At 36.0% G+C, this 26,258-nt stretch carries 21 protein-coding genes; 2 read left to right on the top strand and 19 right to left on the bottom strand.

What is annotated here, in order from left to right; translation table 11 throughout:
- Nucleotides 1-6: 6 nt before the first annotated feature.
- From WMO14_RS07190 to WMO14_RS07165, 6 genes are all read right to left on the bottom strand, one after another.
- Nucleotides 7-2,514, bottom strand: coding sequence for an ATP-dependent helicase (locus tag WMO14_RS07190; RefSeq protein ID WP_349153566.1), 2,508 nt, complete (start codon nt 2,512-2,514; stop codon nt 7-9).
- Nucleotides 2,515-2,779: 265 nt separating this feature from the next.
- Nucleotides 2,780-3,841 carry an FKBP-type peptidyl-prolyl cis-trans isomerase gene (locus WMO14_RS07185; protein ID WP_055306728.1) on the bottom strand — a complete coding sequence of 354 codons (1,062 nt, stop codon included), beginning with the start codon at nt 3,839-3,841 and terminating at the stop codon, nt 2,780-2,782.
- Between the two features lie 209 nt (nt 3,842-4,050).
- Complete coding sequence (rplT, locus tag WMO14_RS07180; RefSeq protein WP_022502285.1) at nt 4,051-4,407, bottom strand: 50S ribosomal protein L20; 357 nt, start codon at nt 4,405-4,407, stop codon at nt 4,051-4,053.
- Nucleotides 4,408-4,449: 42 nt separating this feature from the next.
- Nucleotides 4,450-4,647: a 50S ribosomal protein L35 gene (gene rpmI, locus WMO14_RS07175; RefSeq protein WP_021867234.1), complete on the bottom strand. Its 198-nt coding sequence runs from the start codon at nt 4,645-4,647 to the stop codon at nt 4,450-4,452.
- Between the two features lie 43 nt (nt 4,648-4,690).
- Nucleotides 4,691-5,185 (bottom strand): translation initiation factor IF-3, encoded by a 495-nt coding sequence (gene infC / locus WMO14_RS07170; RefSeq protein ID WP_055176183.1) that lies wholly within the window; start codon nt 5,183-5,185, stop codon nt 4,691-4,693.
- Between the two features lie 249 nt (nt 5,186-5,434).
- Nucleotides 5,435-6,700, bottom strand: a complete 1,266-nt coding sequence (locus tag WMO14_RS07165) for a peptidoglycan-binding protein (RefSeq protein ID WP_242858642.1) — start codon at nt 6,698-6,700, stop codon at nt 5,435-5,437.
- Nucleotides 6,701-6,803: 103 nt separating this feature from the next.
- On the opposite strand from WMO14_RS07165, the gene WMO14_RS12935 reads away from it, so the two are divergent.
- Complete coding sequence (locus WMO14_RS12935; RefSeq protein ID WP_116443884.1) at nt 6,804-7,811, top strand: N-acetylmuramoyl-L-alanine amidase; 1,008 nt, start codon at nt 6,804-6,806, stop codon at nt 7,809-7,811.
- A 124-nt stretch (nt 7,812-7,935) separates the two neighbouring features.
- On the opposite strand, the gene WMO14_RS07150 is transcribed toward WMO14_RS12935, so the two are convergent.
- From WMO14_RS07150 to WMO14_RS07105, 10 genes are all read right to left on the bottom strand, one after another.
- Nucleotides 7,936-8,979, bottom strand: coding sequence for a hypothetical protein (locus WMO14_RS07150; protein WP_055176189.1), 1,044 nt, complete (start codon nt 8,977-8,979; stop codon nt 7,936-7,938).
- Nucleotides 8,976-9,533 carry an RNA polymerase sigma factor gene (locus WMO14_RS07145; RefSeq protein WP_090140070.1) on the bottom strand — a complete coding sequence of 186 codons (558 nt, stop codon included), beginning with the start codon at nt 9,531-9,533 and terminating at the stop codon, nt 8,976-8,978. The genes WMO14_RS07150 and WMO14_RS07145 overlap by 4 nt, the downstream gene beginning before the upstream one ends.
- A 105-nt stretch (nt 9,534-9,638) precedes the next feature.
- On the bottom strand, nt 9,639-10,625 hold the full coding sequence (locus WMO14_RS07140) for a hypothetical protein (RefSeq protein ID WP_349153565.1): 987 nt from the start codon (nt 10,623-10,625) through the stop codon (nt 9,639-9,641).
- A complete protein-coding gene (locus tag WMO14_RS07135; protein ID WP_022502292.1) occupies nt 10,588-11,100 on the bottom strand; it encodes a dihydrofolate reductase in 513 nt (170 codons plus the stop codon). Before WMO14_RS07135 ends, WMO14_RS07140 begins: the two co-directional genes overlap by 38 nt.
- Entirely contained in the window at nt 11,097-12,338 is a 1,242-nt protein-coding gene (hflX, locus tag WMO14_RS07130; RefSeq protein ID WP_349153564.1) for a GTPase HflX, read from the bottom strand. The genes WMO14_RS07135 and hflX overlap by 4 nt, the downstream gene beginning before the upstream one ends.
- Before the next feature lie 85 nt (nt 12,339-12,423).
- Nucleotides 12,424-14,139, bottom strand: a complete 1,716-nt coding sequence (gene ptsP, locus WMO14_RS07125; protein WP_349153563.1) for a phosphoenolpyruvate--protein phosphotransferase — start codon at nt 14,137-14,139, stop codon at nt 12,424-12,426.
- Nucleotides 14,140-14,188: 49 nt separating this feature from the next.
- Entirely contained in the window at nt 14,189-15,997 is a 1,809-nt protein-coding gene (locus tag WMO14_RS07120) for a glycerophosphodiester phosphodiesterase family protein (protein ID WP_349153562.1), read from the bottom strand.
- 15 nt (nt 15,998-16,012) lie between these two features.
- Complete coding sequence (locus WMO14_RS07115; RefSeq protein WP_349153561.1) at nt 16,013-16,648, bottom strand: putative ABC transporter permease; 636 nt, start codon at nt 16,646-16,648, stop codon at nt 16,013-16,015.
- On the bottom strand, nt 16,620-17,216 hold the full coding sequence (locus tag WMO14_RS07110; protein ID WP_090140063.1) for a CDP-alcohol phosphatidyltransferase family protein: 597 nt from the start codon (nt 17,214-17,216) through the stop codon (nt 16,620-16,622). The genes WMO14_RS07115 and WMO14_RS07110 overlap by 29 nt, the downstream gene beginning before the upstream one ends.
- Before the next feature lie 100 nt (nt 17,217-17,316).
- Nucleotides 17,317-18,525: an NADP-dependent isocitrate dehydrogenase gene (locus WMO14_RS07105; protein WP_022502298.1), complete on the bottom strand. Its 1,209-nt coding sequence runs from the start codon at nt 18,523-18,525 to the stop codon at nt 17,317-17,319.
- A 320-nt stretch (nt 18,526-18,845) separates the two neighbouring features.
- Between WMO14_RS07105 and asnB the strand changes: the two genes are divergently transcribed.
- A complete protein-coding gene (asnB, locus tag WMO14_RS07100; protein ID WP_022502299.1) occupies nt 18,846-20,687 on the top strand; it encodes an asparagine synthase (glutamine-hydrolyzing) in 1,842 nt (613 codons plus the stop codon).
- A 223-nt stretch (nt 20,688-20,910) separates the two neighbouring features.
- Here asnB and WMO14_RS07095 read toward each other — a convergent pair whose 3' ends face one another.
- From WMO14_RS07095 to WMO14_RS07085, 3 genes are all read right to left on the bottom strand, one after another.
- Entirely contained in the window at nt 20,911-23,193 is a 2,283-nt protein-coding gene (locus WMO14_RS07095) for an FtsX-like permease family protein (RefSeq protein WP_349153560.1), read from the bottom strand.
- A 28-nt stretch (nt 23,194-23,221) separates the two neighbouring features.
- The gene (locus WMO14_RS07090; protein WP_055176214.1) at nt 23,222-23,920 is read right to left on the bottom strand and encodes an ABC transporter ATP-binding protein; all 699 of its coding nucleotides are present in this window, start codon (nt 23,918-23,920) and stop codon (nt 23,222-23,224) included.
- Nucleotides 23,921-24,136: 216 nt separating this feature from the next.
- A complete protein-coding gene (locus tag WMO14_RS07085) occupies nt 24,137-26,227 on the bottom strand; it encodes a heavy metal translocating P-type ATPase (RefSeq protein ID WP_349153559.1) in 2,091 nt (696 codons plus the stop codon).
- Nucleotides 26,228-26,258: the final 31 nt, after the last annotated feature.

Here is a 26,258-nt window from a genome sequence, read left to right as displayed (position 1 = left end):
CCATATTTAGGCTTTTTTAAGCCTTGCAAAGCCTGCAAGCATTTTCTTTAAACCATACTCATCAAATGTTACAGTTACCATATAATCTCTTGTGCCATTATCAATTGCAATTACTTTTCCTTTTCCAAACTTGGCATGGACCACAGTATCGCCAACACCATACCCAAGTCCAGATGTTCCTCCAGCACTGCCAACAGAGGCAGTCAAACCCGCTGTGCCATATGAAGCACCTGCATAACTTCCGCCTGATACAGATTTTCCACCTGCTGTCAATTTACTGCCAGTTCCACTGTCTCCAGCTCCAGCAGCCTTCGATGACTTCTTTAAATCAAATATATCCATAGGGAATTCTTTACCAAAACCAACCTTAGTATTCGTCTTTCTCACAGAAGACCTGTATCCTGCCGAGGTTGAGCCGCCGATTGATACACGTTTTGGTTCTTTATAATTCACATTGCCTGAGCCGTATCTGTTAAGAGCGGCTTTGGCATTGGCTCTGATATTATACGAAGGTGTTTCCTCTGAGTCATCTTTTCCTCCATATGCAATCTTACCTTTATTATATCCTGAACTATTATTTTCTATGTGCATATATTCTTCGGGAATTTCTTTAATAAAGCGTGATACTTTATTCATCTGTGTTTCACCGCGTACCATACGCATCTTCGCACTGCTTAAGTTAAGTATCTTCTCTGCTCTTGTTATTCCTACATAGCAAAGTCGTCTTTCTTCCTCTATCTCTGCAGGGTCATCTGACACTATTGTCATATAACTTGGAAAAAGGCCATCTTCCATTCCTGTCATATACACAATAGGGAATTCAAGACCTTTGGCACTATGTAATGTCATAAGCATTACCTGCTTATCTGACTCATTAAGATTATCAATATCTGCTATGAGTGCAACTTCTTCAAGGAAACCACTTAATGTAGGAGTTTCTTCATTCTGTCGGCAATTCTCCTCATAGCTTACTATTTTGTTAATCAATTCATCTATATTTTCCTGTCTTGCTTCTATTTCTTCTGCTGTTTCGCTCTCTGCAAGACATTCTATATATCTCGTGTCGCTTATAACGGTTTCTGCAAGTTCTTTTATGCTCATAAATTCCTGCTTTGCCTTAAGTGAACCTATAAGTGTAACAAATGGCTCTAACTTTCCAACACCTCGTTTTATCGTATCGATATGCTCAGCATCGCACAGAGCCTGCCAGAATGTTATGTCATTCTGGTTTGCATATTCCTGAACTCGTTCAATGGTTGTCGCACCAATTCCACGCTTTGGAACATTGATAATACGCTTTACTGCCTGTCCGTCCATACCATTATCTATAGTCTTTAAATATGCAAGTATATCTTTTATTTCCTTACGCTGATAAAAGCTTATTCCGCCATATATACGGTATGGTATATTCTTTAACATAAGCTTTTCTTCCAACGCTCTAGACTGTGCATTAGTCCTGTATAATATGGCAATATCGTTGTAATTCCAGCCGTCCCTTACCATAGAACTTATGCTGTCAACAACACCCTGTGCCTCATCATATCCATTTTCATAAAGTGTATAATTAACCTTTTCACCCTCGCCATTCTCTGTCCACAGACTCTTTGCTTTTCTTCCTATATTATTGCTTATTACCGCATTGGCTGCATTAAGAATTGTCTGTGTTGAACGGTAATTCTGCTCAAGCTTTATTACTTTAGTTCCTGCAAATGTATTCTCAAAATTCAATATATTGGTAATATTGGCACCCCTGAACTTGTATATTGACTGATCATCATCCCCAACCACGCAGAGATTGCCATATTTGGCAGCAAGCATTGATATAAGCTTAAACTGCGATGTATTAGTATCCTGATACTCATCAACCATAATATACTTAAATCGTTCCTGATAATAATTAAGTACTTCAGCATCATTTTCCAATAATTCTACAGTCTTGTATATTAAATCATCAAAATCAAGTGCATTATTAAGCTTTAATGTCTTCTGATACTCCCTATATACATTGGCAATTCTCTTGCCGTTGTAGTCGCCGCCAGCCTCAAGCTCCATCTGGTCCGGGCTCATAAGCTCATCTTTAGCGTGCGATATCGCATTCATAATGGTCTTTTCCTTGAGCATCTTCGTATCTATATTGAACTTCTTACATATATCCTTTATAACACTCTTGACGTCATCTGTATCATATATTGTAAATGTATTGGAATAACCAATTCTATCTATATAACGTCTGAGAATCCGCACACAGGTCGAGTGGAATGTGCTTACCCACACTTCGCCAGCCTGCTGTCCTACTGTGGCATCAACTCTCTCTCTCATCTCTCTTGCCGCTTTATTAGTAAATGTAATAGCAAGTATATTATATGGTGCTACACCACAATCATCTATAAGATAGGCTATCCTGTTAGTAAGAACTCTTGTCTTTCCAGAACCTGCTCCCGCTATAATAAGAAGCGGACCCTCTGTCCTTTTAACCGCTCTTTTCTGGCAGTCATTTAAACCATCTAAATTCATATACGCTCCAATCCAATGTGTGATTATACTCACACTATCTCCACTTTAACTTACATATGCACTTAACTAAAATCAACAGTACATCTAAACTTAACCTTCACATACTGTGCATACACAATATCATAATTTAGTATAACAAATGTTCGATAATTTTAAAAGCAAAAAATCAGAAACCATTGTCTGAATTAGTATATCATTAAATATATTTATCCAGATATGATTTCTGATTTATAATGTATGTTCAACAAATGTATTCTTATATATCCTACTTCTCTGTTATGACTGCATTATCCATTACTAAATTCTGTGCCTTCTTAACAAGCATAGACTTAACAATAGTTTCTTTGTCATATTTATCTGTAAATGTATCTACCTTTGAATAACCGCTGTCCTTAGCGAACTGCTCAAGGTCATCCTTGTATTCATAATCTGTGATTGCAAGTCCTTCCTTTTCTGCAATTGCCTGATATACAAGCTGCTGTCCTGCTGATGCCTTAACGAATTCATCAAATGTCATGCCATAAAGTTTCTGGCAATATTCATCATTAGTCTTTCCCTGGAGTGTGCTGTAAAAGCTTATTGATTCCTCAAGCTTTGATGACTGCTGTGCAAGGAATTCCTCTGGATAACCTGTAACCTTGCATTTGTCAAGGAGCTGTGTAAGTATTGCTTCATTCTTAGCTTCTGTTATCTTAGTTTCTATTGTTCCACTGACATCATTCTTAACATGTGCCTTATATGAATCAACTGTTTCGCAGTTGAACGCACTCTTAACAAAAGCATCTGTAAGCATAGGAACATTAGCCTGCTGTACATAACTCATTGTAAGCTCGAACACAACTCTCTTGCCAGCATAATCAGAATACTTTGAATTCTCTGGAAGTGTGATTGTTATTACCTTAGTCTGTCCTGCAACCATTCCACATAATTCTTCATCTAAGCCAGTTCCTGCAACAGGGAAAGCATCCTTACCAAGTGTCATACTATAATCAGAACCAGTAAAATCATCTACAGAAAGTCCGCCTGATGTACCAGAATAACTAAATGTAACCTTATCGCCTTTCTGTGCTTCCCTATCAACATCTGTATATGTTGTCTCGCTTTCAAGCTGTTCTGCAATCTTATCATCTATAACCTGATTAGTTATGGATGTTACATCAACCTCAGCCTGAATTCCCTTATAATCTCCAAGCTCTACATAATCAGTTGGATTGTATCCATAATCTACCTTTATCTTACTGTTACAGGCTGTTGTCATCATAACTGACATAACCATAGCTGCTGTAACAGCATATTTTACAACTTTATTCTTTAATACTTTTCTCATAACCTGTCTCCACATTAAATATTGCCGTAATACCGACTTATAAACTATACCACAATATCACATTTAAAACCAGCATTATGCAAATGTTTCACAATATTATCACAAAAAAAGGCAAAAAGCCCAATCTGATATGCTCCCGAATTACTGGCACACATCAATTCGCTTTCTGCCTTTTATATTACTGGTATTAATACCAATATAAATCTTAATTAAGCAAGCTTAGCCTTAGCTACTTCTGCTAACTTAGCAAATCCTTCTGCATCGTTTACAGCCATCTCAGCTAATACCTTTCTGTTAAGGTCGATGTTAGCTAACTTTAAACCATACATAAACTTGCTGTATGAAAGACCGTTCATTCTTGCTGCAGCATTGATTCTTGCAATCCATAACTGTCTGAACTGTCTCTTCTTCTGCTTTCTACCCTTGTAACTCTCTGTAAGAGCTCTCATTACAGACTGCTTAGCAACTCTGTACTGCTTAGATCTAGCTCCTCTATAACCCTTAGCGAGCTTTAATACTCTGTTATGCTTCTTCTTTGCGTTCATACCGCCTTTAATTCTTGCCATTTCTTAATTTCCTCCTAATAATCAATCACAGACATCCATATCTTATAAATATGGCATAATCTTCTTCATTGTCTTTACATTAGTTGCATCTGTCATAGCTGCATGTCTAAGATTTCTCTTTCTCTTAGTAGTCTTCTTTGTAAGAATATGGCTCTTGTAAGCTTTCATTCTCTTTAATTTACCTGTTCCAGTTACTTTAAAACGCTTTGCAGCTGCTCTTTTTGTCTTTACCTTTGGCATAATAATCCTCCTAATTTAATTCTCATATGGAATAAATAATATTTTAACGTTTTTCAGTTAAAAACATAGTCATGCTCCTGCCTTCTAACTTTGGAGCTTTGTCTACTACTGCAATATCACTTAACTTCTCAGCAAAATCTTCTAATATATGCTTGCTGGAATCGATATGTGCCATCTCACGGCCTCTAAATCTTAAAGATACCTTTACTTTATCGCCTTTCTCGATGAACTTTCTTGCTGAATTACACTTAGTATTCAAATCATTAACATCTATGTTAGGTGACAAACGAACTTCTTTGACTTCTATTGTTCTCTGCTTCTTCTTAGCTTCCTTCTCTTTTCTGACAAGTTCATACTTATACTTGCCATAATCCACAAGCTTACATACAGGTGGCTTTGCAGATGGGGCAATCTTTACTAAATCAACCTCTGCCTCTCTTGCCAGTTTCATAGCATCCTTAGGAGACATAACTCCAAGCTGCTGTCCTTCTTCTCCAATAACACGAACTTCCTTATCACGGATCTGCTCGTTAATCATTAATTCGCTAATAGTAGTGCACCTCCAAAATCAAAAAAAGTGGATAGTCAGACTATCCACTTTTTAATCATAATGCATCTTAATTGCTGTTTATCATGCACATTCTTAAAAATATAAACCCAAGTCGCCCGATTGCGCTAAGGTGAGAGTGGATACTCTGCTTTGTTTAACAACTATTAGAGTGTATCACTAATAATTATAGCTGTCAACTAATATTTTATATAATTATGAAAATAATTGTAGAAATTTTCAATTAAGCTCTGCAATTCCTGACAGCCTTACATATCTGTCCGATATTCTGTACCAGGTTGGGAAATCCACGACACCAGTCTGCGGCATATTATTAATTCTCTGAAACTGCCTTACTGCCTCCGCTGTACGCTCTCCATATATCCCGTCAACCGTCAGTGCCGGTATTGCTGTGTAGTAATCGCCTATAAGATTAAGCTGTTCCTGCAGCTGCCTTACCTTCTGCCCTGATGAGCCTATATCAAGGTCTGCACCGGGCCACGATGACGGAATACCCTGTATCTGTTCAGCCGTATTAATGTACATATTATCTCCATAATAATATCTTAATATATCTATTGAGGAATATCCCTGATCACCCAGATATTTACTTCCCCATTGTGTCATCCAGTCAGGACAGCTCGATTTCTTTCCATCACAATACTGTGTTAGTATCGGCTGTTTTACATTCGGTCTTGACAGATAATTATCAAATATTTCATCCACAACCTGTGAAATGCTTTCAAATATATTACGTCCGTTGACCCATTTGTGGTCAAATGCAGTTGATGAGGTTATCGTAAAGTTGTAATTCTGGTTTCTGTACCACTCTGTATACACTCTGTTTAAGGTAAAGGACATAATCGCTAAAATATTAGCTTCCAACGTCTGTCTTGGCCATGTCGAATATATTTCACTGCTCGCTACATTTTTAATATAATCCTTGTACCTCACATAATAATCAAGTGCTGTGGAGTCTGTAGGAACGCCATCGTGCACAACTATTGTTTCTGGTATTACAACGCGGCTTAACACAATCTCCCCCGACTGGCGTACCGGCTTAATCTCGGTCTCTGGTATCTTGGCAGGATAGCTGCCATACAGCGTATTAACTGGAATTACAATATTATTCTCTGGAATCTCCCTGTTATCTTCATTCAAATACACATTCTGAATACTTGTTTCCCCTGAGAATACATCAATACCAGATATATTAATCTCCTCGTAACCATCTGCATTAACATCAATAGTGTATTCCGAAAATGGCTGGTTCTCACCTGGTTCCATACTATACTCCACCGGCGGTGTGAGAAGATCATCAAGATTAACTGCTCCTTCTGAGTCAGTAGTTATCTCATTGATAATTCTTTCAGGATTTCCTGTATATGCAAGTGAAATCCTTGCATCTGCCAATGGTGTGCCCTGCTGTTTATCATATACGTTAATGCGCATTTTCCCTTTATCTATTGCATCGGCAGGAGTTTCCATTGTATGTACATACACCATAATCTAATTCCTCTTATTATTATTCATTATATTTTTGATTATTATATGTATCTTTATGAAATTTTATGAATAAAATAAACTGATATTTCCTTTAGGAGGATTTATGGCTGATTATAGAATCGCCCTTGATGCCGGACACGGTGGAAGCGACCCCGGTGCTGTATATAAGGGCAGACAGGAAAAAGATGACACTCTCGACCTTACTTTAGCTGTCGGTGACATACTTAAAAAAAATGGCATAGATGTATATTACACAAGAACTACTGACGAATACGAAACTCCATTTAAGAAAGCAACCGATGCGAATAATTCCGGTGCCGACCTTTTCGTATCAATACACCGCAATTCCTCAGAAAATCCTAACCAGTATTCGGGCGTTGAAACCCTTGTATACAGCGATACTGGTTTAAAGGCTGAGGTGGCAAGAAATATTAATAACCAGCTTGAAGATGCAGGCTTTAAAAATCTTGGTGTAGACGAACGCAAAAACCTTGTTGTCCTTAAACGTACCAAAATGCCAGCCGTTCTTGTTGAAGCTGGATTTATTAACAACGATAAAGACAATTATCTATTTGATGAAGAATTCGACAGCATTGCACAAGCAATCGCAGACGGAATATTAGAAAGCATACCATCAGGCAGGCCCGGAAATACCACTTCCAATAAAAGCAATCGCACTGACAACAATAATAATAGCAGCAACAATAGTAACAACAATAATAGCAGCAACGGCCAAATGAATAACTCTGGCAGAGCTGCTTCTGCCTCAATTGACAGCACAGCTATGGTTAATTCCATCCCACCTGATAACGAGGTGTTTTCTGTCCCTGTCAGTAGTTCAAATATTATGCCACAATGTCCTTGTGACAATAATGATTATGACACAGAAAATGAAGCACTTTACCGTGTACAGGTTGGCGCATACCGCAACAAGGATAATGCCGACAGAATGTTAAATTCACTTTTAATGGACGGATTTCCTGCATTTATAATATATGAGGACGGCTATTATAAAGTCCAGGTCGGTGCTTACCGTATTCTCTTAAATGCTATTAAAATGGAACAGCGTTTAAGAAGATTCCGCTACAGCACATACATTGTATATTCATAACAGATTGCTATTTAATTAACAAACATTTAAAACCCTCCAAAAGTCAGAAACAGTGTCTTACTTTTGAAGGGTTTATTTTAGGTTATTTTACATTTTAGGAGCTGTAGTTATTAATTATAGTTTATTATTCTGCTGAATATATTGTTACACCATGCCACTCAATAGATGCAATATTATCAACACTGATAACCTGTTTTAATGCAAATGATATATGCATAATACCTGCTTTGGCACTTAAATCAGAAGTTTTGTTGTCAATACTAACAACTGTGCCATCTTTAAGATGTACTACAGGTGCATATTTACCACTCATGCCAAACCACTTAAAGTCTGCATTTCCTGTTCCATATATATCAAGTACGAATCCATCACATTTAAGTGTATCTATATTGATAGTCTGGTCTGCATTACAAGATGATGTAACCGATATATTAGGAGTTGTACTAAGCACACCTGTGCTGCTACTCTTAAGAACTGTTTCAAAAGACCACTCCCCTGTTGCTAAGGTTCTGGTTTCTCTTGTTTTATTATCTTCACCATTTCTGTACGTACACTTAAGATCCTTAACATCAATCGAAATGTTATGATTAACAATATCTCTTGAATCAGCATTAACATATATTAATTCTGCATATATTTCTGAACCATCATCTGACATACCATTATAATTAAGATGGTATAATGTACCTGTTGATTTGAACTGGTCTGTTTCATCACTTATTTTTATTACAGTATCTGCAAAATCAAATGTACCAATTATTGGACTTAAGGTATCATCATTAGGTATAATCGGACTTCCGTCTTTTGACTTTATAGTCAGTTCAATATAAAATCTTCCACCATTAGCAACATATTTTCCCCATTCCACGTCAACATTAGATTCTTCTGTAGATGTAACATTACCTGTATTATAGACATTAACCGAACTATCCCCGCTTATATGAGATTCAAAATTGACATTACTCTTTGGGACAAGATACTTCTGGTACGCGTATACACCAGTGTAAGTTAATCCCGAGATTGCAATCACTGCGGCTGCCGCTGCTGCTATATTTCTATATATTTTTGATCTGGTTCTCATTATGACAGGCTTATTAGCTGGCTTTGCCTGCTCAATCCACTCCTGATTAATATTGTTCATTGACTTAAATAATTTCTCACCATTCATACCAAAACGCCCTCACTTTCCAAAAACTTCTTTAAATCTTTCCTTAATCTGTGCAGTGCAACCTTAACTGAACTTTCGCTCTTTCCAAGTTCTTTTGATATAACTTTAACAGGTTGTGAATACCAGTATCTTTTGATAAATATATTTCTCTTATCAGTATCCAATGTTTTAAGAAATGTATTAATCAATTCTCCTACCATATGTTCATCACCCTCAAGTGCTTTATCAGGCTTGCCGATACACTGTTCCATCTCGGCTGTAAGTTCTATAACATTAGAGCTTCTTTTTAATGCATTGTCATAGTCTATTCTCTTGCAGATTATATGTCTGCATATAGTAGCTGAATATGCAAACAAATATTGCGGTCTGTTATCTGGAACTGATTTCCATACTTCATAAAACGTATCATTAACACATTCTCTCGCATCTTCCTCACTGTCAAGCATATTCATTGCAAGCTTCATTAATGGTCTTTGATACCGCTCCATTAATTCACGCATTCCAGATTCATCTCTGTTTGCTATTAAATCAATTATTTTTTCTTCGCTGCACACTTTATTAAATCGTCCTTAATTATTTCTTTTTGAAAGCTTTCACTTATAGAGTACGCTTTTTTCAGGATTGGTTACAGAAATGTAAAATAATTATTTTGCAAAGACTTATTGGATATTAATATTTCCTGATGCCTTAAACTTTAAACTGTGATTCATAAAATGTATATCTGCATCGGCTGACACTCCTATTACATTATCACTTTGCATATCTATCTGTATTACCGAATTCACATATTCAGCCTGTGAATATTCAGCCATAATATATAGCGTCATATTATCCAGTCCATCAAAATCAATAACCATATTACAGACAGCGTTTTGATTGTAATATACTACAGCACTCACCTTTACAAGGTTATTATCCCTGTCAGCCTCTATATCAAGCACTACATTGCAGTCCTTTACTTCCGTGGCAAATTCAGATTTAATACTGTCCTTTTTTATGCCATATACATTTAACAACGAAATATATGGAAGAACCTGTGAATCTTTATATAATTCATCCACAAATGTATTAAAGCCATTAACTAAAGCTGTTTCATCTATATTAATATTATAAGTGTGTTTTCCTGTTTCGCTGACTGTATTCACGCAATCCATTGCCATAACTTCATAGCCCTTCACAAAGTCAGCTAATGCAGCTTTTAAAACAGGCTTAAGCTGATCTGCATCTATATTAATATATCTTGATATATCAGCTTTAGATATTAAAAATGTATCATTAGTCAATTCAGGTATAACTACATTTATTCCATTATTATCGATATTAGCTGTAATGGTATATTCTGCACTATTCTTACCCTGCATATAATCAGCATTATCATATATCAACTCCGATATATTAATTTTTCCAGTATAGTTATTGGCACTTACATCTATGTTGTTTATATATTTTTCAACTGTGCTTTGTAAAAGTTCTCCAGATTTCAACATCGTTTTTAAAGCTTTTTTCTCTGGAGAAGCATACATTTGTGTAACGCCATATGCCGATAATATTATTGCTATTACGGAAAGAAATATTATACCAGCCACAGCACGCTTTACATTTTTCTTTTTATTCTGGCATTTCATCAGCCTTACCCTTTCTTTCATACCTTACAAACTCATAACATATATCAAAATATGTATGTTCATCACTCTGTCCTGTAATTCTCCAGTCTTTAAGCTTATCAAAATCACTTATATAAGTATCTGCTTCGTAAGAGTAATCAACCTTTGTAATATGTGCTGTATCACAATATGGAAGGAATTCTTTGTATATCTGTCCACCACCGATGACATATACATCCTTACTATCCACATTTTTTACCTTCTCAAGCACATCTTCAACACTATGGCATAAACATACGTCTTTAGCTTCATAATCTTTATTTCTTGTAAGAACAATATTCTTTCTTCCAACAAGTGCTGACTGGTTAGGAAGTGCTTCTAATGTCTTTCTTCCCATAATAACAACTTTTCCATAAGTTTCTTCACGGAACAGCTTCTTATCCTCTGGAATATCAACAAGTTCTCTTCCTTTATTAGCTATTCCCCATTTTTTATCAACAAGTGCAATTAAATTCATAGTTTGCCTCCTACCCAGGCTGGCACATATCCTTTGACACTTATGCCCTCCTGTGTGTATTCCTCACTTTCAAGCTGTCCGTATTCTCTTATAAGTTGGATTTTGCCTGCATCGCTGTAAGGAAATACTCTTTCTATTCTAATTCTGCTCTTTAATATAATATCCTGCACATCTTCCAGAAATTCATCTATTCCCACACCCGTCCTGGCTGAAATATTCTCAACATAATCAGCTTTGCTGTCCTTGAGTATAGGAAGTTCGCCGTATTTATCACATTTATTAAAAAGTGTAATTATCGGCTTATCACCTACATCTAACTGCTTCAATGTCTCATATACTGTTGCCATATGTCTTTCGTAATCATCATTAGAGCAGTCCACAACGTGAATTATCATATCTGCATATTTCGCTTCCTCAAGTGTACTCTTAAATGCCTCTATAAGATTATGTGGAAGCTTTCTGATAAATCCAACAGTATCTGTCATAAGCACTTTTTCCTTGTTAGGAAGTGTAAGTGCCCTCGTTGTAGGATCAAGTGTTGCAAACAGCTTGTCCTCAGATAATACACCTGCATCGGTCAGCCTGTTAAGAAGTGTTGACTTACCCGCATTAGTATAACCTACTATAGCCGCTACTGGTGTAGAACTGTCCTGTCTGTTCTGTCTTTGCACATCTCTGTGGCTCTTAATCTCCTTTAACTCACCTGACAAATGAGCAATCCTGTCCCTTATTATTCGCCTGTCTGTTTCTATCTTCTTCTCGCCCGGTCCTCTTGTTCCTATTCCACCACCAAGTCTTGAGAGTGCTGTTCCAAGTCCTGCAAGTCTTGTTGACCTGTATTTTAACTGTGCCATCTCAACCTGTATCTTACCTTCACTTGATGAAGCTCTTGCGGCAAATATATCAAGAATAACCATTGTTCTGTCCATAATCTTAGTATTAAGAACATCTTCAAGATTTCTTAACTGTGCTGGAGACAGCTCATCATCACATATTATTCCTGTTGCACCAAGCTCATCTATCATAAGCCTTAATTCTTCAAGCTTACCCTTACCAATATATGTTGCAGGGTGGAAGCTGTCACGCGGCTGTATCATCTTTCCTACTGTGACCGCTCCGGCAGTCTTAGCAAGCTCTGCTAACTCCTCTAACGACTTCTCGCAGTCGTCAAGAGGATTTAACTCTACGCCGACAAGTACAACCTTTTCCTGCTCGTCATCTGTATCATATAATGCCATATTTTCCTCCAATTAATTCTATTATGCCAGAAGCAGATGTCTTAACATATCAATCATCACAAAGCATTTATTATATAATAATCTATTATTTTGCTATGCAGTCGCTAAGATAGTTAGATACTTCCTTTTCTTCCGAATAATTCATAACATTTTCTGTTATCTCTTTTACTTCCTTACTGCTCCACGAAGCTATCTCTTTTCTAGTTTCAAGCACCCTGCTCACTGTAACAGAGAACTCATCAAGTCCAAAATTAAGAAGAAGTGGTATCATTCTTTCATCTGCCGCCGCTTCTCCGCACATTCCTGCTTCTATACCTGCATTATGTGCACACTCAATTATGTGTTTAATACTTCGTATAACGGCTGGATTGAGTGCAGAGTAAAGATAAGCAACATTCTCATTGCCTCTGTCAACAGCAAGTGTATACTGTGTCAAATCATTCGTACCGATTGAGAAGAAATCAACCTCATGTGCCAGTACATCTGCCATTATTGCCGCGGCTGGTGTCTCTATCATAACACCTATCTTTATGTCCTTATCATACTTAATGTCTTTCTTGTCCAGATCCCTGCATATACCATTTATAATCTTCTTAACTGCCTGCACCTCTGTAACAGAAGTTATCATAGGAATCATAATTCTTATATTGCCATATGCACTTGCCCTTAATACAGCCCTTAACTGGGTTGTAAATATGTCTACCCTGTCAAGGCAGAACCTTATGGCCCTGTATCCAAGAAATGGATTTAACTCCTTTGTGAGTCCCATATAAGGAATATCTTTATCTCCGCCAATATCAAGCGTTCTTATCGTAAGCTGTCTGCCATCAAGCACAACTGCCGCTTTCTTATATTCGTTATACTGCTCCTCCTCTGTTGGGAGTGCCTGCTTGTTCATAAATAAGAATTCCGTCCTGAAAAGTCCGATACCCTCAGCTCCAGCCTTTACAGCTTTAGCAGCCTCATCAGCATTGCCTATATTAGCAGCAAGCATTACTTTTCTGCCATCCCTGGTAACAGTCTGTTTATCTATATATTTCTTAAGTTCCTTAACTCTTTCATCATATGCTTTTTTCTTTTTATTATATATCTTAAGAGTTATAGGTGTAGGATTGACGAATACTTCGCCGTAAGCTCCATCAACTATAACCTCCTCACCCTCTGCTATTTTACTGCATATATCCTTAACACTTAATACAGCAGGGATTTCTAATGCTCTTGCAAGAATTGAAGCGTGTGATGTATCTCCACCCTTCTCTGATATAATACCGGCAATATGCTCTGTATCCATATTAGCTGTCATAGATGGATGGATTTCATCGGCAATAATAACAGTATTATCAGAAAGCTTAGTAAGATCAATATGCTTCTGTCCCTGCATTATTGCTATAAGACGCTGTTTCATATCTTCAATATCGGCTACTCTCTGTGTCATCGTATCATTGTTAAAGCTTAAGAATATGTTCTTTAACATCTCACATGTATCTTCAACCGCTGCTTCTGCATTAAGCTTGTCATTAGTTATAGCACTTATTACACCACTGGTAAACTCAGGATCTCTTATAAGATATTCCTGATTTTTTAATACAAGAGCATTCTTATCATCACCATTAAGCTTCTGTGACAACTTATCCACAAGCTCATTAGTTTCCTGTATGAACTTTTCCACAGCCTCATTGAACTTATCAACCTCAGCTTCTGTATCATTAATCTTAGCACGGCTGACAGCATTCTTACACTTATGGATAATAAGTGCTTTTCCTATACCAATTCCCTTAGATGTACCTATACCTCTTAACATATAGACCCCCGTTTCCGCGTACATTTACGCATATATGTTACCAAGCTAATCACTGGTTAAATACATACTTTATCATATTAATCAATGTCTCACTTGTATCTCTTGAATATATAACCTCTCTTGCCGTTACAGGTTTGTCAGTTATTATATTATCAACACCTTTATTAGTAAGATTCTTTATAGAAGCGTCATTATTAACAGTCCACGCATATACCTGCTTTCCTGAATTATGAATAGCATCAACAACTCTCTTAGTAAGGAACGAAGCATTGACGCTAAAGAAATCCACGTCATCTATCTCATAGAACTTTCCATAAGCCACCGATAATATATACCCGACTTCTATGTCCTCATCATAAGACCTAACAGCCTGCAATGCACTATAATCAAATGAGGTGATAACGCACGAATCCTGCATTGAATATTTCTGTATAAGCTTTACAACCTTCTTTGCTACCTCATCACTGTTATCCGCCGTTTTAATCTCTATATTAAGTTTAATCTTTCCTTTGGCAAGCTGCAATACTTCTTCAAGTGTTGGAACTTTCTCGCCCTTGTACTCCTCTGAATACCAATACCCGGCATCAAGTCTTTTAACTTCTCTTAAAGTAAACTCCGTAATATTCTTTAGAACACCTGTAGTCCTGTATGCTGATGTATCATGCATAACAACAATATAGCCGTCTTGGGTCATCTGGACATCTAACTCTATAACATCAGCCATATCTTCAATCGCCTTACTGAATGCCGCAAGAGTATTCTCAGGTGCATCTACTGAAGCACCTCTGTGGGCAGTTATATCCGTATTGTGGAATATAGCCACTCTCTCAAACGGATTATTATTAAATGACCCAATTATATATATAACATCAAGCACTATGGATAATGCCAGCACAACTGCATATATTATCCTGTTGACCCTTGCTGAACCTTCGTCAATATCCACGAATTCAAATTCAATATCATCCAGATCGGAATATTTATAATACATATATGAAATCATTGAGAATGAACAAGGTATTGATATAAACACAAGAAAAATCTTCACACCGGCCCTCAATTCCCTAAGAACTGATAAATATACCGCACTTCCAAGATAAGCCATATCCAACAGCTTAACACCGCCTATAAGTATAAGCGAAATAACTGTATAGAACACTGCTATAGCTGCAAATATTGCAAGATTATATACAATAACAGACATAATTACCCTTAATCTGTTATTTCTTACAATCTGTGAGCTTTTCTTATATGACTGTCTGAAATTCTTCCCCTCCATCATATATATATTAAATGAGAAAATGCCTCTTATAACATAATAATATATAAGAACCATAACTATTGCCACAAGCATATATATCATATACCTGTTTCTTCTCATCGTACTTCCGATAAGATTGCTCAATGTATCTGAATATATAAGATTAGCGACAATTGTAACATTTATAAATATAATCGAAATAAAGAAAAATAAAAAAAGCGGTATGCTTTGAATTCGGATTAAATTTTTAAGACGCAGGTACGCATTATATATATTATCAATTATAGATGCGTTATTACCTTTTCTCTTAGTTTCAAAGCACACAGCCAAATATGCCATCTCGTAAATGCAGTAACCGACAAACAGTATAATGCCTGTAAACAAAGCTATAATAACAACAGGGTTTGTCAGTGCCTTTACAATATATTCATTTGTTAAATATCTGATTCCTGCAACCTTCATACAAAGATTAATGGCGGCAGTTAATATAGGATATATAACTGCTACTGCCAGTAACTTATATGTCAGTTCAAACAGAATTACGTGTCGTTTGCTCCTGCGAAGCAGCCTGACATTATTCTTAAGACTTTCTAACATTGTCCACCCCGCTGATTATCTATGAAAAAACCTCTGAAGGCTGCCAGCACTTGAAGCCTGTGCAACTACACTTTCCATTTTCTTATTAGCAATTCTCTTAGTAAAATGGTAAGAGAAATCCACAACATATGATATAACAAGCACAATTGATAACACTGTAGTTACCCTCATATCCATACTGAATACAACACGTTCTACCATTTTATTGAATACACTAAATATAAGAACTGCTAATAACCCCCAGCCAAGAGTGCTTTGAAGGCATATTATTCCTTTATAATTAAATCTTAGATGGTCGTAATTCCACCATACTTCACCAAAAAGCTTCTGCATAAGTCTTGCTGTCATATACTCAAATATTGTCGCACATATAGCACCAGCAACGTATAAAGCAGGGTAATTACCCTCAATTGGTGCAAATATATGAAATGCTATAAACACGCCAAAGCCATATATAACGCAGAACGGAAGCTTGGCAAAACCCCTGTTCTCCCAATATCCAAGCTGTTTTCTTATGACTATACATTCCATAGCCCAGCCAAAAAAACTATATATAAAAAACCATACCGCTAACTGGTTAACATTCATTTCCCTAAATGTAATATCAAATATATTATACATATTAATACAACTTTCTTTCATCATTACCATAATGGTTATCTTTTAACATTATTATATATATTCTTATATACATAATAAATGCAAATGTCAATACTGCTGCACACACTATCATTATAACATATTGAAGATTAACCTGCATATGCGGAAATGCAACTAAAGCAAGCATACACACATACAATACTGCTGTACATACCTTGCCATACCATTTAGCACCATCTAATCTCCTATTCGCCCTTTTCATAACTACAAGACCCATAAGTGCCATAACTACCTCTTTGACAATAAGATATACAGCAAGTATGCACATATATGGAATATTAATAGCCAGAGTAACTAACATTGCAAGCTGCATAAGCTTATCTGCTGCCGGATCAATAATCTTACCCAAATCAGTTATCATATTACAACGTCTTGCTATCTGCCCATCAAGAAAATCTGTTATCCCCGAAAGCATTACAACAAGTGTCGCAACATAATAATCCACTGGTTCTTCTGCCGTAAAATAAAGATATACAAACAGCGGAACCAGTGCAATTCTTATATAACATAAAATATTGGGGAGTTTAAAAAGATCTTTAACCTCAAACTTAAACTTCATTCAAAATCCTCAATTCATACGAATATCTATAGATATCACAAGTGAAATCCAACACTTCTATATATAATATCCTATATAATAATACCCTTTATTGGCACAATTATAAAAGACTTTCAAGTGTCTCCTTAACTGCCTTAATAAAACCTTGTGTATTAAGTGTTACAGGATTACCTAATGTAGTAATAAGTGCTAAATCCTTAGTCATCTTACCATCTTCTACTGTCTTGATGCAAGCCTTTTCAAGTGTATCTGCGAACTTTGAAAGCTCTGGAAGTGAGTCGAGTTCTCCTCTCTTTCTTAAAGCTCCTGTCCATGCAAATATAGTAGCAATAGGGTTAGTAGATGTTTCTTCTCCCTTAAGGTGCTTGTAATAATGTCTTTGAACTGTTCCATGAGCAGCCTCATATTCATAATATCCCTGTGGAGATACCAGAACTGATGTCATCATTGATAATGAACCAAATGCTGTTGCAACCATATCTGACATAACGTCACCATCATAGTTCTTGCATGCCCAGATATATCCACCTTCTGAACGGATAACTCTTGCAACTGCATCATCTATTAATGTATAAAAATACTCAATTCCTGCTTCCTTGAACTTATCAGCATAATCCTTATCATATATATCCTGGAATATATCCTTAAATGTATGATCGTACTTCTTAGAGATTGTATCCTTAGTTGCAAACCAGAGATCCTGCTTAGTTTCAAGTGCAAAATTAAAGCAGCTTCTTGCAAAATTCTCAATAGAATCGTTAAGGTTATGCATACCCTGAATAATTCCTGCCCCCTTAAAGTTATGAATAAGCTCTCTTGATTCGTTACCCTGCTCATCTGTGTATACAAGCTCTGCCTTGCCAGCTGCTGGAATCTTCATCTCTGATGCCTTGTATACATCACCATAAGCGTGTCTTGCTATTGTGATAGGCTTCTTCCAAGTCTTAACATATGGCTCAACACCCTTAACAATAATAGGTGCTCTGAATACAGTACCATCTAATATTGCTCTGATTGTTCCATTAGGGCTTTTATACATTTCCTTAAGGTCATATTCCTTAACTCTTGCTGCATTAGGAGTGATTGTAGCACACTTGACAGCAACACCATATTTCTTAGTTGCTTCTGCTGAGTCAACAGTAACTTGATCATTAGTTTCATTACGATGGACGAGTCCAAGATCATAATACTCTGTATTAAGGTCTACATAAGGTAAAAGCAGTTCTTCCTTAATAAGCTTCCACAATACTCTTGTCATCTCATCTCCATCCATCTCAACGAGTGGTGTTGTCATCTTAATCTTTTCCATTACTAATCCTCCATATTGTGCATTTAATATTGGAACTATATCCAAGCTATTATTAAAATTTGATTACAATTATAAAATATTTTTATTACTTTGTAAATGCCTGTTTTGCCATAACAATTATCTTGTATTAAATATCCCAGTTTGCTATAATTACATAATTGATTTACATAGGGTTTGCCATTTACGGTGGCTGTTATTCTAAATACTGCCGTATATGTTGTAATATTCGTGTAAACATTATTAATATGCAGGTTTTATTGTGCCTGTATTTTAAAGGATTATAGTAATAAATCACATTTAAGAAAGGACGGTTTTGTAATATGTGCGGATTTGCTGGATTTACAGGATACCTTGAAAATGGTAAGGATGTACTTACTGATATGATGAATAAAATCATCCACAGAGGACCTGACAGTGCCGGTCAGTATATAGACGACAAGGCTTATATGGGCTTTAGAAGACTTTCAATCATCGACCTTGATAACGGAAGCCAGCCTATGTTCAACGAAAATAAAAAGATTGTTATCACATTTAATGGTGAGATATATAATTATCAGGATTTAAGAAAAGACCTTATTGAAAAGGGGCATATATTTGCGAACAACTCTGATACAGAAGTTCTTATTCACGCTTATGAAGAATACGGTGAAGATATGTTAAATAAGCTTCGTGGTATGTTTGCATTTGTTATATGGGACAGTGAGAAGGAAACTCTCTTTGGTGCAAGGGATTTCTTTGGAATTAAGCCTTTCTACTACACTGTAGTTGACGGCAACATTATATATGGTTCTGAGATTAAGAGCATATTGGCACACCCTGCATATAAGAAGGAAGTTAATGATGTTGCTCTTGAAAATTACCTCACATTCCAGTATTCAGTGCTTCCTGAAACATTCTTTAAGGGTGTATACAAGCTTATGCCAGGTCACTGCTTTACTTTCCATAATGGAGAAATCAACATAAAAAGATACTGGGAGCCTACATTTGAAGCTGATGAGAGCAAGTCTTTAGATGAATTCGTCAAAGAGATTGACGATGCTATGCACGACTCAGTTGAACACCACAAGATTAGTGATGTTGAGGTTGGTTCATTCCTTTCAAGCGGTGTTGACTCAAGCTATGTTGCCGCTACATTTAATGGTGACAAGACATTTACAGTTGGATTTGACTACGAAAAATATAACGAGATAGATTACGCTAAAGCCTTATCTGAGAAAATCCAGATAGACAATTATTCTAAGCTTGTATCAAGTGAAGAATACTGGGCAGCTATCCCTAAAATCCAGTATCATATGGACGAGCCTTTAGCTGACCCTGCTGCTATTGCCCTTTACTTTGTAAGCCAGACTGCTTCTAAGTATGTTAAGGTTTCAATGTCAGGCGAGGGTGCTGATGAGTTCTTTGGCGGATATAACATTTACAAAGAACCTCTTGATACAGCAGGCTATAGAAAGCTTCCAAAGGGACTCCGCAAGTGTCTTGCCAATGCTGCACAGGCTGTTCCATTTAAGTTCAAGGGCAAGAATTTCCTTATAAGAGGAAGCAAGGATATTGAAGAACGCTTTATCGGTAACGCATTTATGTTCAACGAAAAAGAACGTGCCAGGATATTAAAGAACCCTACTGGAAAGTATAACCATAAAGAACTTACTAAGCCATTTTATGACAAAGTTAAAGATAAAGATGATGTAACTAAAATGCAGTATATAGATATTAACTTCTGGCTTATCGGTGATATTCTTCTTAAGGCTGATAAGATGAGTATGGCACACAGCCTTGAAGTAAGAGTTCCTTTCCTTGATAAGGAAGTATTCAATGTAGCAAGAACTCTCCCAACTAAGTACAAAGTTAATAAATCTAATACTAAATACGCTATGCGTAAAGCTGCTAACCAATATCTTCCTGATATGGTTGCTGAGAAGAAGAAGCTTGGTTTCCCAGTGCCAATCAGAATATGGTTAAAGGACGAGAAATATTACAATATGATTAAAAAAGCTTTCACAAGCGAAGCTGCTAACAAGTACTTCAACACAGATGAGCTTGTTAAGTATCTTGATGAACATAAAGAAGGCAAGGCAGATAATTCAAGAAAAATCTGGACAGTATATATGTTCCTTGTATGGTACAATGACTTCTTTGGTGACTCAGAATATGCGGCTTAACTACAAGACTGCGGTTATAGCTGTAATTTTTCTGAAATTCAGGATTTGAGAAAAATTTCAAGAATTAAATATAAAAAATTTTAAGAAATTCAGTATTTTAAAGAAAATCAAAAGAAAACATCTTAATTATAAATAAAAAACTGTCCTGTTTAATGATTGGATTAATATGAGCTAATTATATCTGCTCACTTTATCCAATTCATTAAATAGGACAGCTTTTTTATTACTCTACATTCTTTAATGCCTCATCCATAGGTATCTTCTTTATCTTATACATCATAAATACTGAAATCAGAGCATACACACCGATATTCAGCACGAACATAACTACGAACAGATATGGTGCATAGTAGCAGGAAATCCAGCCGGACATTTTCTCCATAAATACCCTGAACAGGCTATTCATAATTACAACTGATAATGCAATATTGATAACAACTGATATGACAACCACTATTGTTGTTGAGGTGACATACAGCCTGCTTATCTCACTGTTGGAATAACCTAATATCTTAACCATAGAGATTGATGTTGAATTCTTCTCAACAATAAGCTTAGTTAACAAGAACATTAATACTGCAAATAATACAACTGCAAAGACTTTAATAATTCCAAATACTTCTCCCATAGAACGGTCAAGCTGTCTTGAAACCTTAGTTAAATCATCAAGTGTAATCTCTGTTGCAATATATTTCTCATCAATATCAAGCTTCTCTGATGATAAGTAGCCTGAATAGTAATCATCCTCTTTGTCGAATAGATTTTTAAAATATCCTTCATCCATAAATACTGCAAATGCTGATGGATAATCATACATATCCTTAACTGTAAATGTATATTCCTTGTCCTCATATTTCTCTTTGAGCGTTATCTTATCACCCTTATTAATCTTGAACTTTTCAGCATAGCCGTGTGACACATACACTTCACCATCTTTAAGTTCACTACTGTTAATGTCAACATATTCGCTGTCATCAGCAATTCCGTATATCAATACATCTTCACTCTTTAAACGTCCCTCAAGTGTTGAAAGTGTCCTGACACAGTATTTCTCTGCGGCCTCATTATCCACCTCGACCGGAACTTTCAATACATACTGATGTTTAGCTATAAGTTTGTCCTGTATCTCATTCTGGTAATGGTCAAGAAGCGGGGTCATCATAATACCGAACAGAAGGAGTATATTGGCAAATAATATACCCACAAATAATGTAATGTAATTTGGCATATTCTGTATAATTATTCTTAAACGAAATCTGTTAAAGAACTTGAATCCTGGCAGATGCACAGCTTTCTTCTTCTGTCTTACAGCCAAGTCCTTTCTTAAGAACTTAAGTGGTGAAAGACGAAGCCTGTAACCTATGAGCAATACATTTATCACTACCATTATTATAAATGGAACAACTGTTGTTAATACAAATGCTTCACCATTCCAAAGTGTTGTATAAGTTGTAAGCGAATAACTCTGATAATATGTATCTACAAATATATCCTTAAACCATGTATATCCTAATATGTTACCGACAAGTGCACCTGCTAATGTAACAATAATCGGTAGAAGAATATAATGTAACAACAGCTCTCCCCTTGTATATCCCGAAGCTCTTAAAGTACCGATAACATTAGCTTCTTTGAATATTGTATTATTAGTTGTAACTGCAAATACAAATGCCATAATAGCTATAACAACATATAAAAGAACTATCATCATAGCCCTGTCGCTTCCCATATCATCACCGGTAAAATGTATCGCCTGATTAAGATATCCTGGAATATAATTAGTAAGTATAGCATTATTAGATATTACTTTCATAAAATCATCTGCCATCTCTTTTTCTTCTATATCGTCTGCAGGCTTATTATCATATTTCCACGAATATACATAATGAATATGTGTATCATCATACATATCAAAACAGCTCTCTGACACTACACCAACACCGAATTTTAAAGAGTCAAACATTGTATCTGAGTTGTTCGAGAAAAGACAGCTGTAATCAGATAATGCAACATAACCTGTTACTTTAAGTGCCCTTGTGCCAACATTAATTATGTCGCCGATTTTAATATTATTATTGACAGAATACATTCTATCCAATGCAATCTCGTTAATATCCTCTGCGAGTCTGCCTTCCATAACATCAACCTTATCAATATCATCTCTATTAATATAGAAACGTATTGTGCTCTGGTCGTCTTCTCTTAACTTCTCATTATTGTGTACTTTTAAAGTTTCTTCTTTATAGAAGTTCTCATATATAGTAACATTTTCTTCTTCCAACCTGTCAATCAGCTTATCATCGGCCTTGGAATACAATTCAAAATTACCATCTTCTACATTATATTTATCAAAACTCTTATTATATGTATCAAGCACGCTTCCATCAGCTATAAGAAAACCACTTATAAGCCCTATAACAGCTGTCATAAATATAAATATGACTATATATTTTGCAATTTCACCAGTAAATTCTCTTGGCAATCGTTTAATTAAAGGATTTTTCATATCTAACTCCCATTATATAATATTTAATCTACCATTCAAGGTCAGCGGCAGATACCTTACTGTTATTAACTATATTATCTCTTATCTGTCCATCTCTTAACTTGATAACCCTGTCAGCCATATTCTGGATAGCATCATTATGTGTAACCATTATGACTGTGTTGCCGTATTTCTTGTTGACATCCTCAATAAGCTTTAAGATTTCCTTAGATGTGTGATAATCAAGTGCTCCTGTGGGCTCATCACATAATAATATGTCGGGATTTTTAACAATAGCCCTGCCTATTGCAGTTCTTTGCTGTTGTCCGCCAGATAACTGGTTAGGAAGCTTATGCCTGTGCTCATACAGCCCTAATGTATTAAGCAGTTCGTTAATATCAAGCGGTGAATCGCTAAGATAAGCACCAACCTCGATATTCTCCTTAACATTAAGGTTAGGTATAAGATTATACATCTGGAATACATAACCAAGGTGCTTTCTTCTGTATCTTGTAAGCTCTTTTTCTTTCATATCTTTAGTCTTTTCACTATCAATGCTTACATATCCCAAATCAGCATCATCTATTCCACCTATTATATTAAGAAGTGTTGATTTTCCCGAACCAGATGGTCCAAGCAGTACGCATATTTCCCCTTTTTCAACTTCAAAATTAATTCCCTTAAGAACTTCTACTTTATTAGAAGTACTGCCATATGATTTTTTTAAATCTTTTACAGTAAGAAACATATAATTTTCTCTCCTTCATATTTAATATAATTAGGTTAGTCTAACCTAACCTTTATTAGTATTATAATATCAATAACGCAAAAAAGGAACACACCAAATGATAAAATATATCAATTAGTGTGTTCCTTTTTATAATTTTTAGTAATTTATATTCTGTGATTATTGCTTCTTACAAGTAATACTTTGCGGCATTATAAATTTCTATGCTTAAGATTATTACTTATGCTCCTCAGCTAAGGTTATATTCTTCATACTATTCATACTGATGAAAAGTGTTGATGTATTATGTAAAAGTGCTGATGTTGTTGGCTGTATTACACCTAATACACCAAGTGCTATAAGTCCTGAGTTGAAAGATACTATAGTTCTGTAATTACGGTTAATCTTCTTAATAAGATTGTTGCTTAAATCCTTAAGATATACAATCTGCCCTAAATCGTCAGCACTAACTGTAATATCTGCAATCTCTCTTGCTATCTGAGCACCATCACTTATTGCAATACCAACATCTGCCGCTGACAATGCCGGTGAATCGTTAATACCATCACCAATCATTATAACCTTACGTCCGGCAGCTTTTTCCTTCTCAACAAATGAAGCCTTATCTTCTGGGAGTACTTCTGAATAATATTCATCTACGCCAACCTTGCCTGCGATTGCCTTAGCTGTACGCTCACTATCTCCTGTCATCATTACAACCTTAGATATTCCAAGCTCTTTAAGTGAACTAATTACTTCCTTAGCCTCTGGTCTTACAGGGTCTTCTATACAGATAACCGCCGCAAGCTTATCCTCAATTGCAAGATAAAGGTGTGAATATTCTTCTGGAAGATTATCAAACATTTCCTGTCTGCCTTCAGGCACAGTACAGCCTTCATCTTCAAATACAAAATGATAGCTTCCTATTATAGTCTTCTTATTATTTATAGTAGTTGATATACCATGTGCAACTATATACTCAACCTTTGTATGCATTTCTTCGTGGCGTAAGTTCTTCTTAGCTGCTGCATCAACAACTGCCTTGGCCATAGAATGTGGAAAATGTTCTTCCATACAGGCAGCCATTCTTAAAAGCTCATCTTCACTATCACCATTAAATGAATATACATATTTTACTGTTGGTGCAGCCTTAGTAAGTGTTCCTGTCTTATCAAATACGATAGTATCTGCAGCGGCTACTGCCTCTAAGAACTTACCACCCTTTACTGTAATATCATTCTGTCCAGCCTGTCTTATTGCTGACAATACTGTTATTGGCATAGCAAGCTTAAGTGCACAGGAGAAGTCAACCATAAGTATTGATAATGCCTTTGTTGCATTTCTTGTAAGAAGATATGTGAGTGCTGTTCCACCTAATGTATATGGAACTAATGAATCAGCAAGATGTTCAGCCTTGCTTTCAAGACCAGACTTGAGCTTTTCTGACTCCTCAATCATCTTAACAATCTTGTCATACTTACTATTACCGCCACTCTGCTTAACCTTTATTGTGAGTCCGCCCTCCTCAATAACTGTTCCTGCAAATACAGCACTTCCTGTATTCTTGCTTACCGGCACTGCTTCACCAGTAAGTGAAGCCTGATTAACCATAGCTTCACCAGTAACTACAACTCCGTCAAATGGAATAACATTACTTACATGAACTATAATTTCATCACCGTTCTTTATCTCATTAACAGGGACTAATACTTCTGTATCGGCTGTCTTAAGCCATACCCTGCTTACATTAAGTGACATAGTCCTTGCAAGATCTCCTACCGACTTCTTATGTGTCCATTCTTCCATAATCTCACCGATTCCAAGAAGGAACATAACAGAACCTGCGGTATTGAAATCATTTCTTAATATAGAAACACCGATTGCTGTCGCATCAAGCACAGGTACTTCCATCTTTCCTTTAAGCAATGTCTTAACACCGCTGCCAATATATTTAACCGACTTTACAGTTGTTACAACATTTCTTACAGATATAGGGAGGAACAGCTTACTTGCTGCTCTTAAGAATACCTTATTAACCAGCTTGTCCTGATAATAAGAATTCATCTCTCTTCCTGAACTGTTAAGCACATCTTCAGGAACTACCACCTGCGAATATGTAAAATGCTTAAGTTCATTAATAATCTGTGCTTTATCGCCTTTAAATTCTATAACAGCATCACAAGTCTTTTCATATACTTTGACAGAAGTCACTGTTTCTATATTTTTAATATAATACTCTAATATATCTGCCTGTTTAAAACTCATATGCTTCATATCCATATGAACTCTTAAACGTCCTGTCATACTGTGTTTAATATAAAATTTCATATTCTGCCTCTTAGCACTTATTCCAGCATAT

The organism is Lachnospira rogosae (ex Hitch et al. 2025), from assembly GCF_040096455.1.
Lineage (GTDB): Bacteria > Bacillota > Clostridia > Lachnospirales > Lachnospiraceae > Lachnospira > Lachnospira rogosae.
The sequence above is the reverse complement of the archived record's forward strand: the minus strand, read 5'-3'. Positions and strand labels throughout refer to the sequence as shown.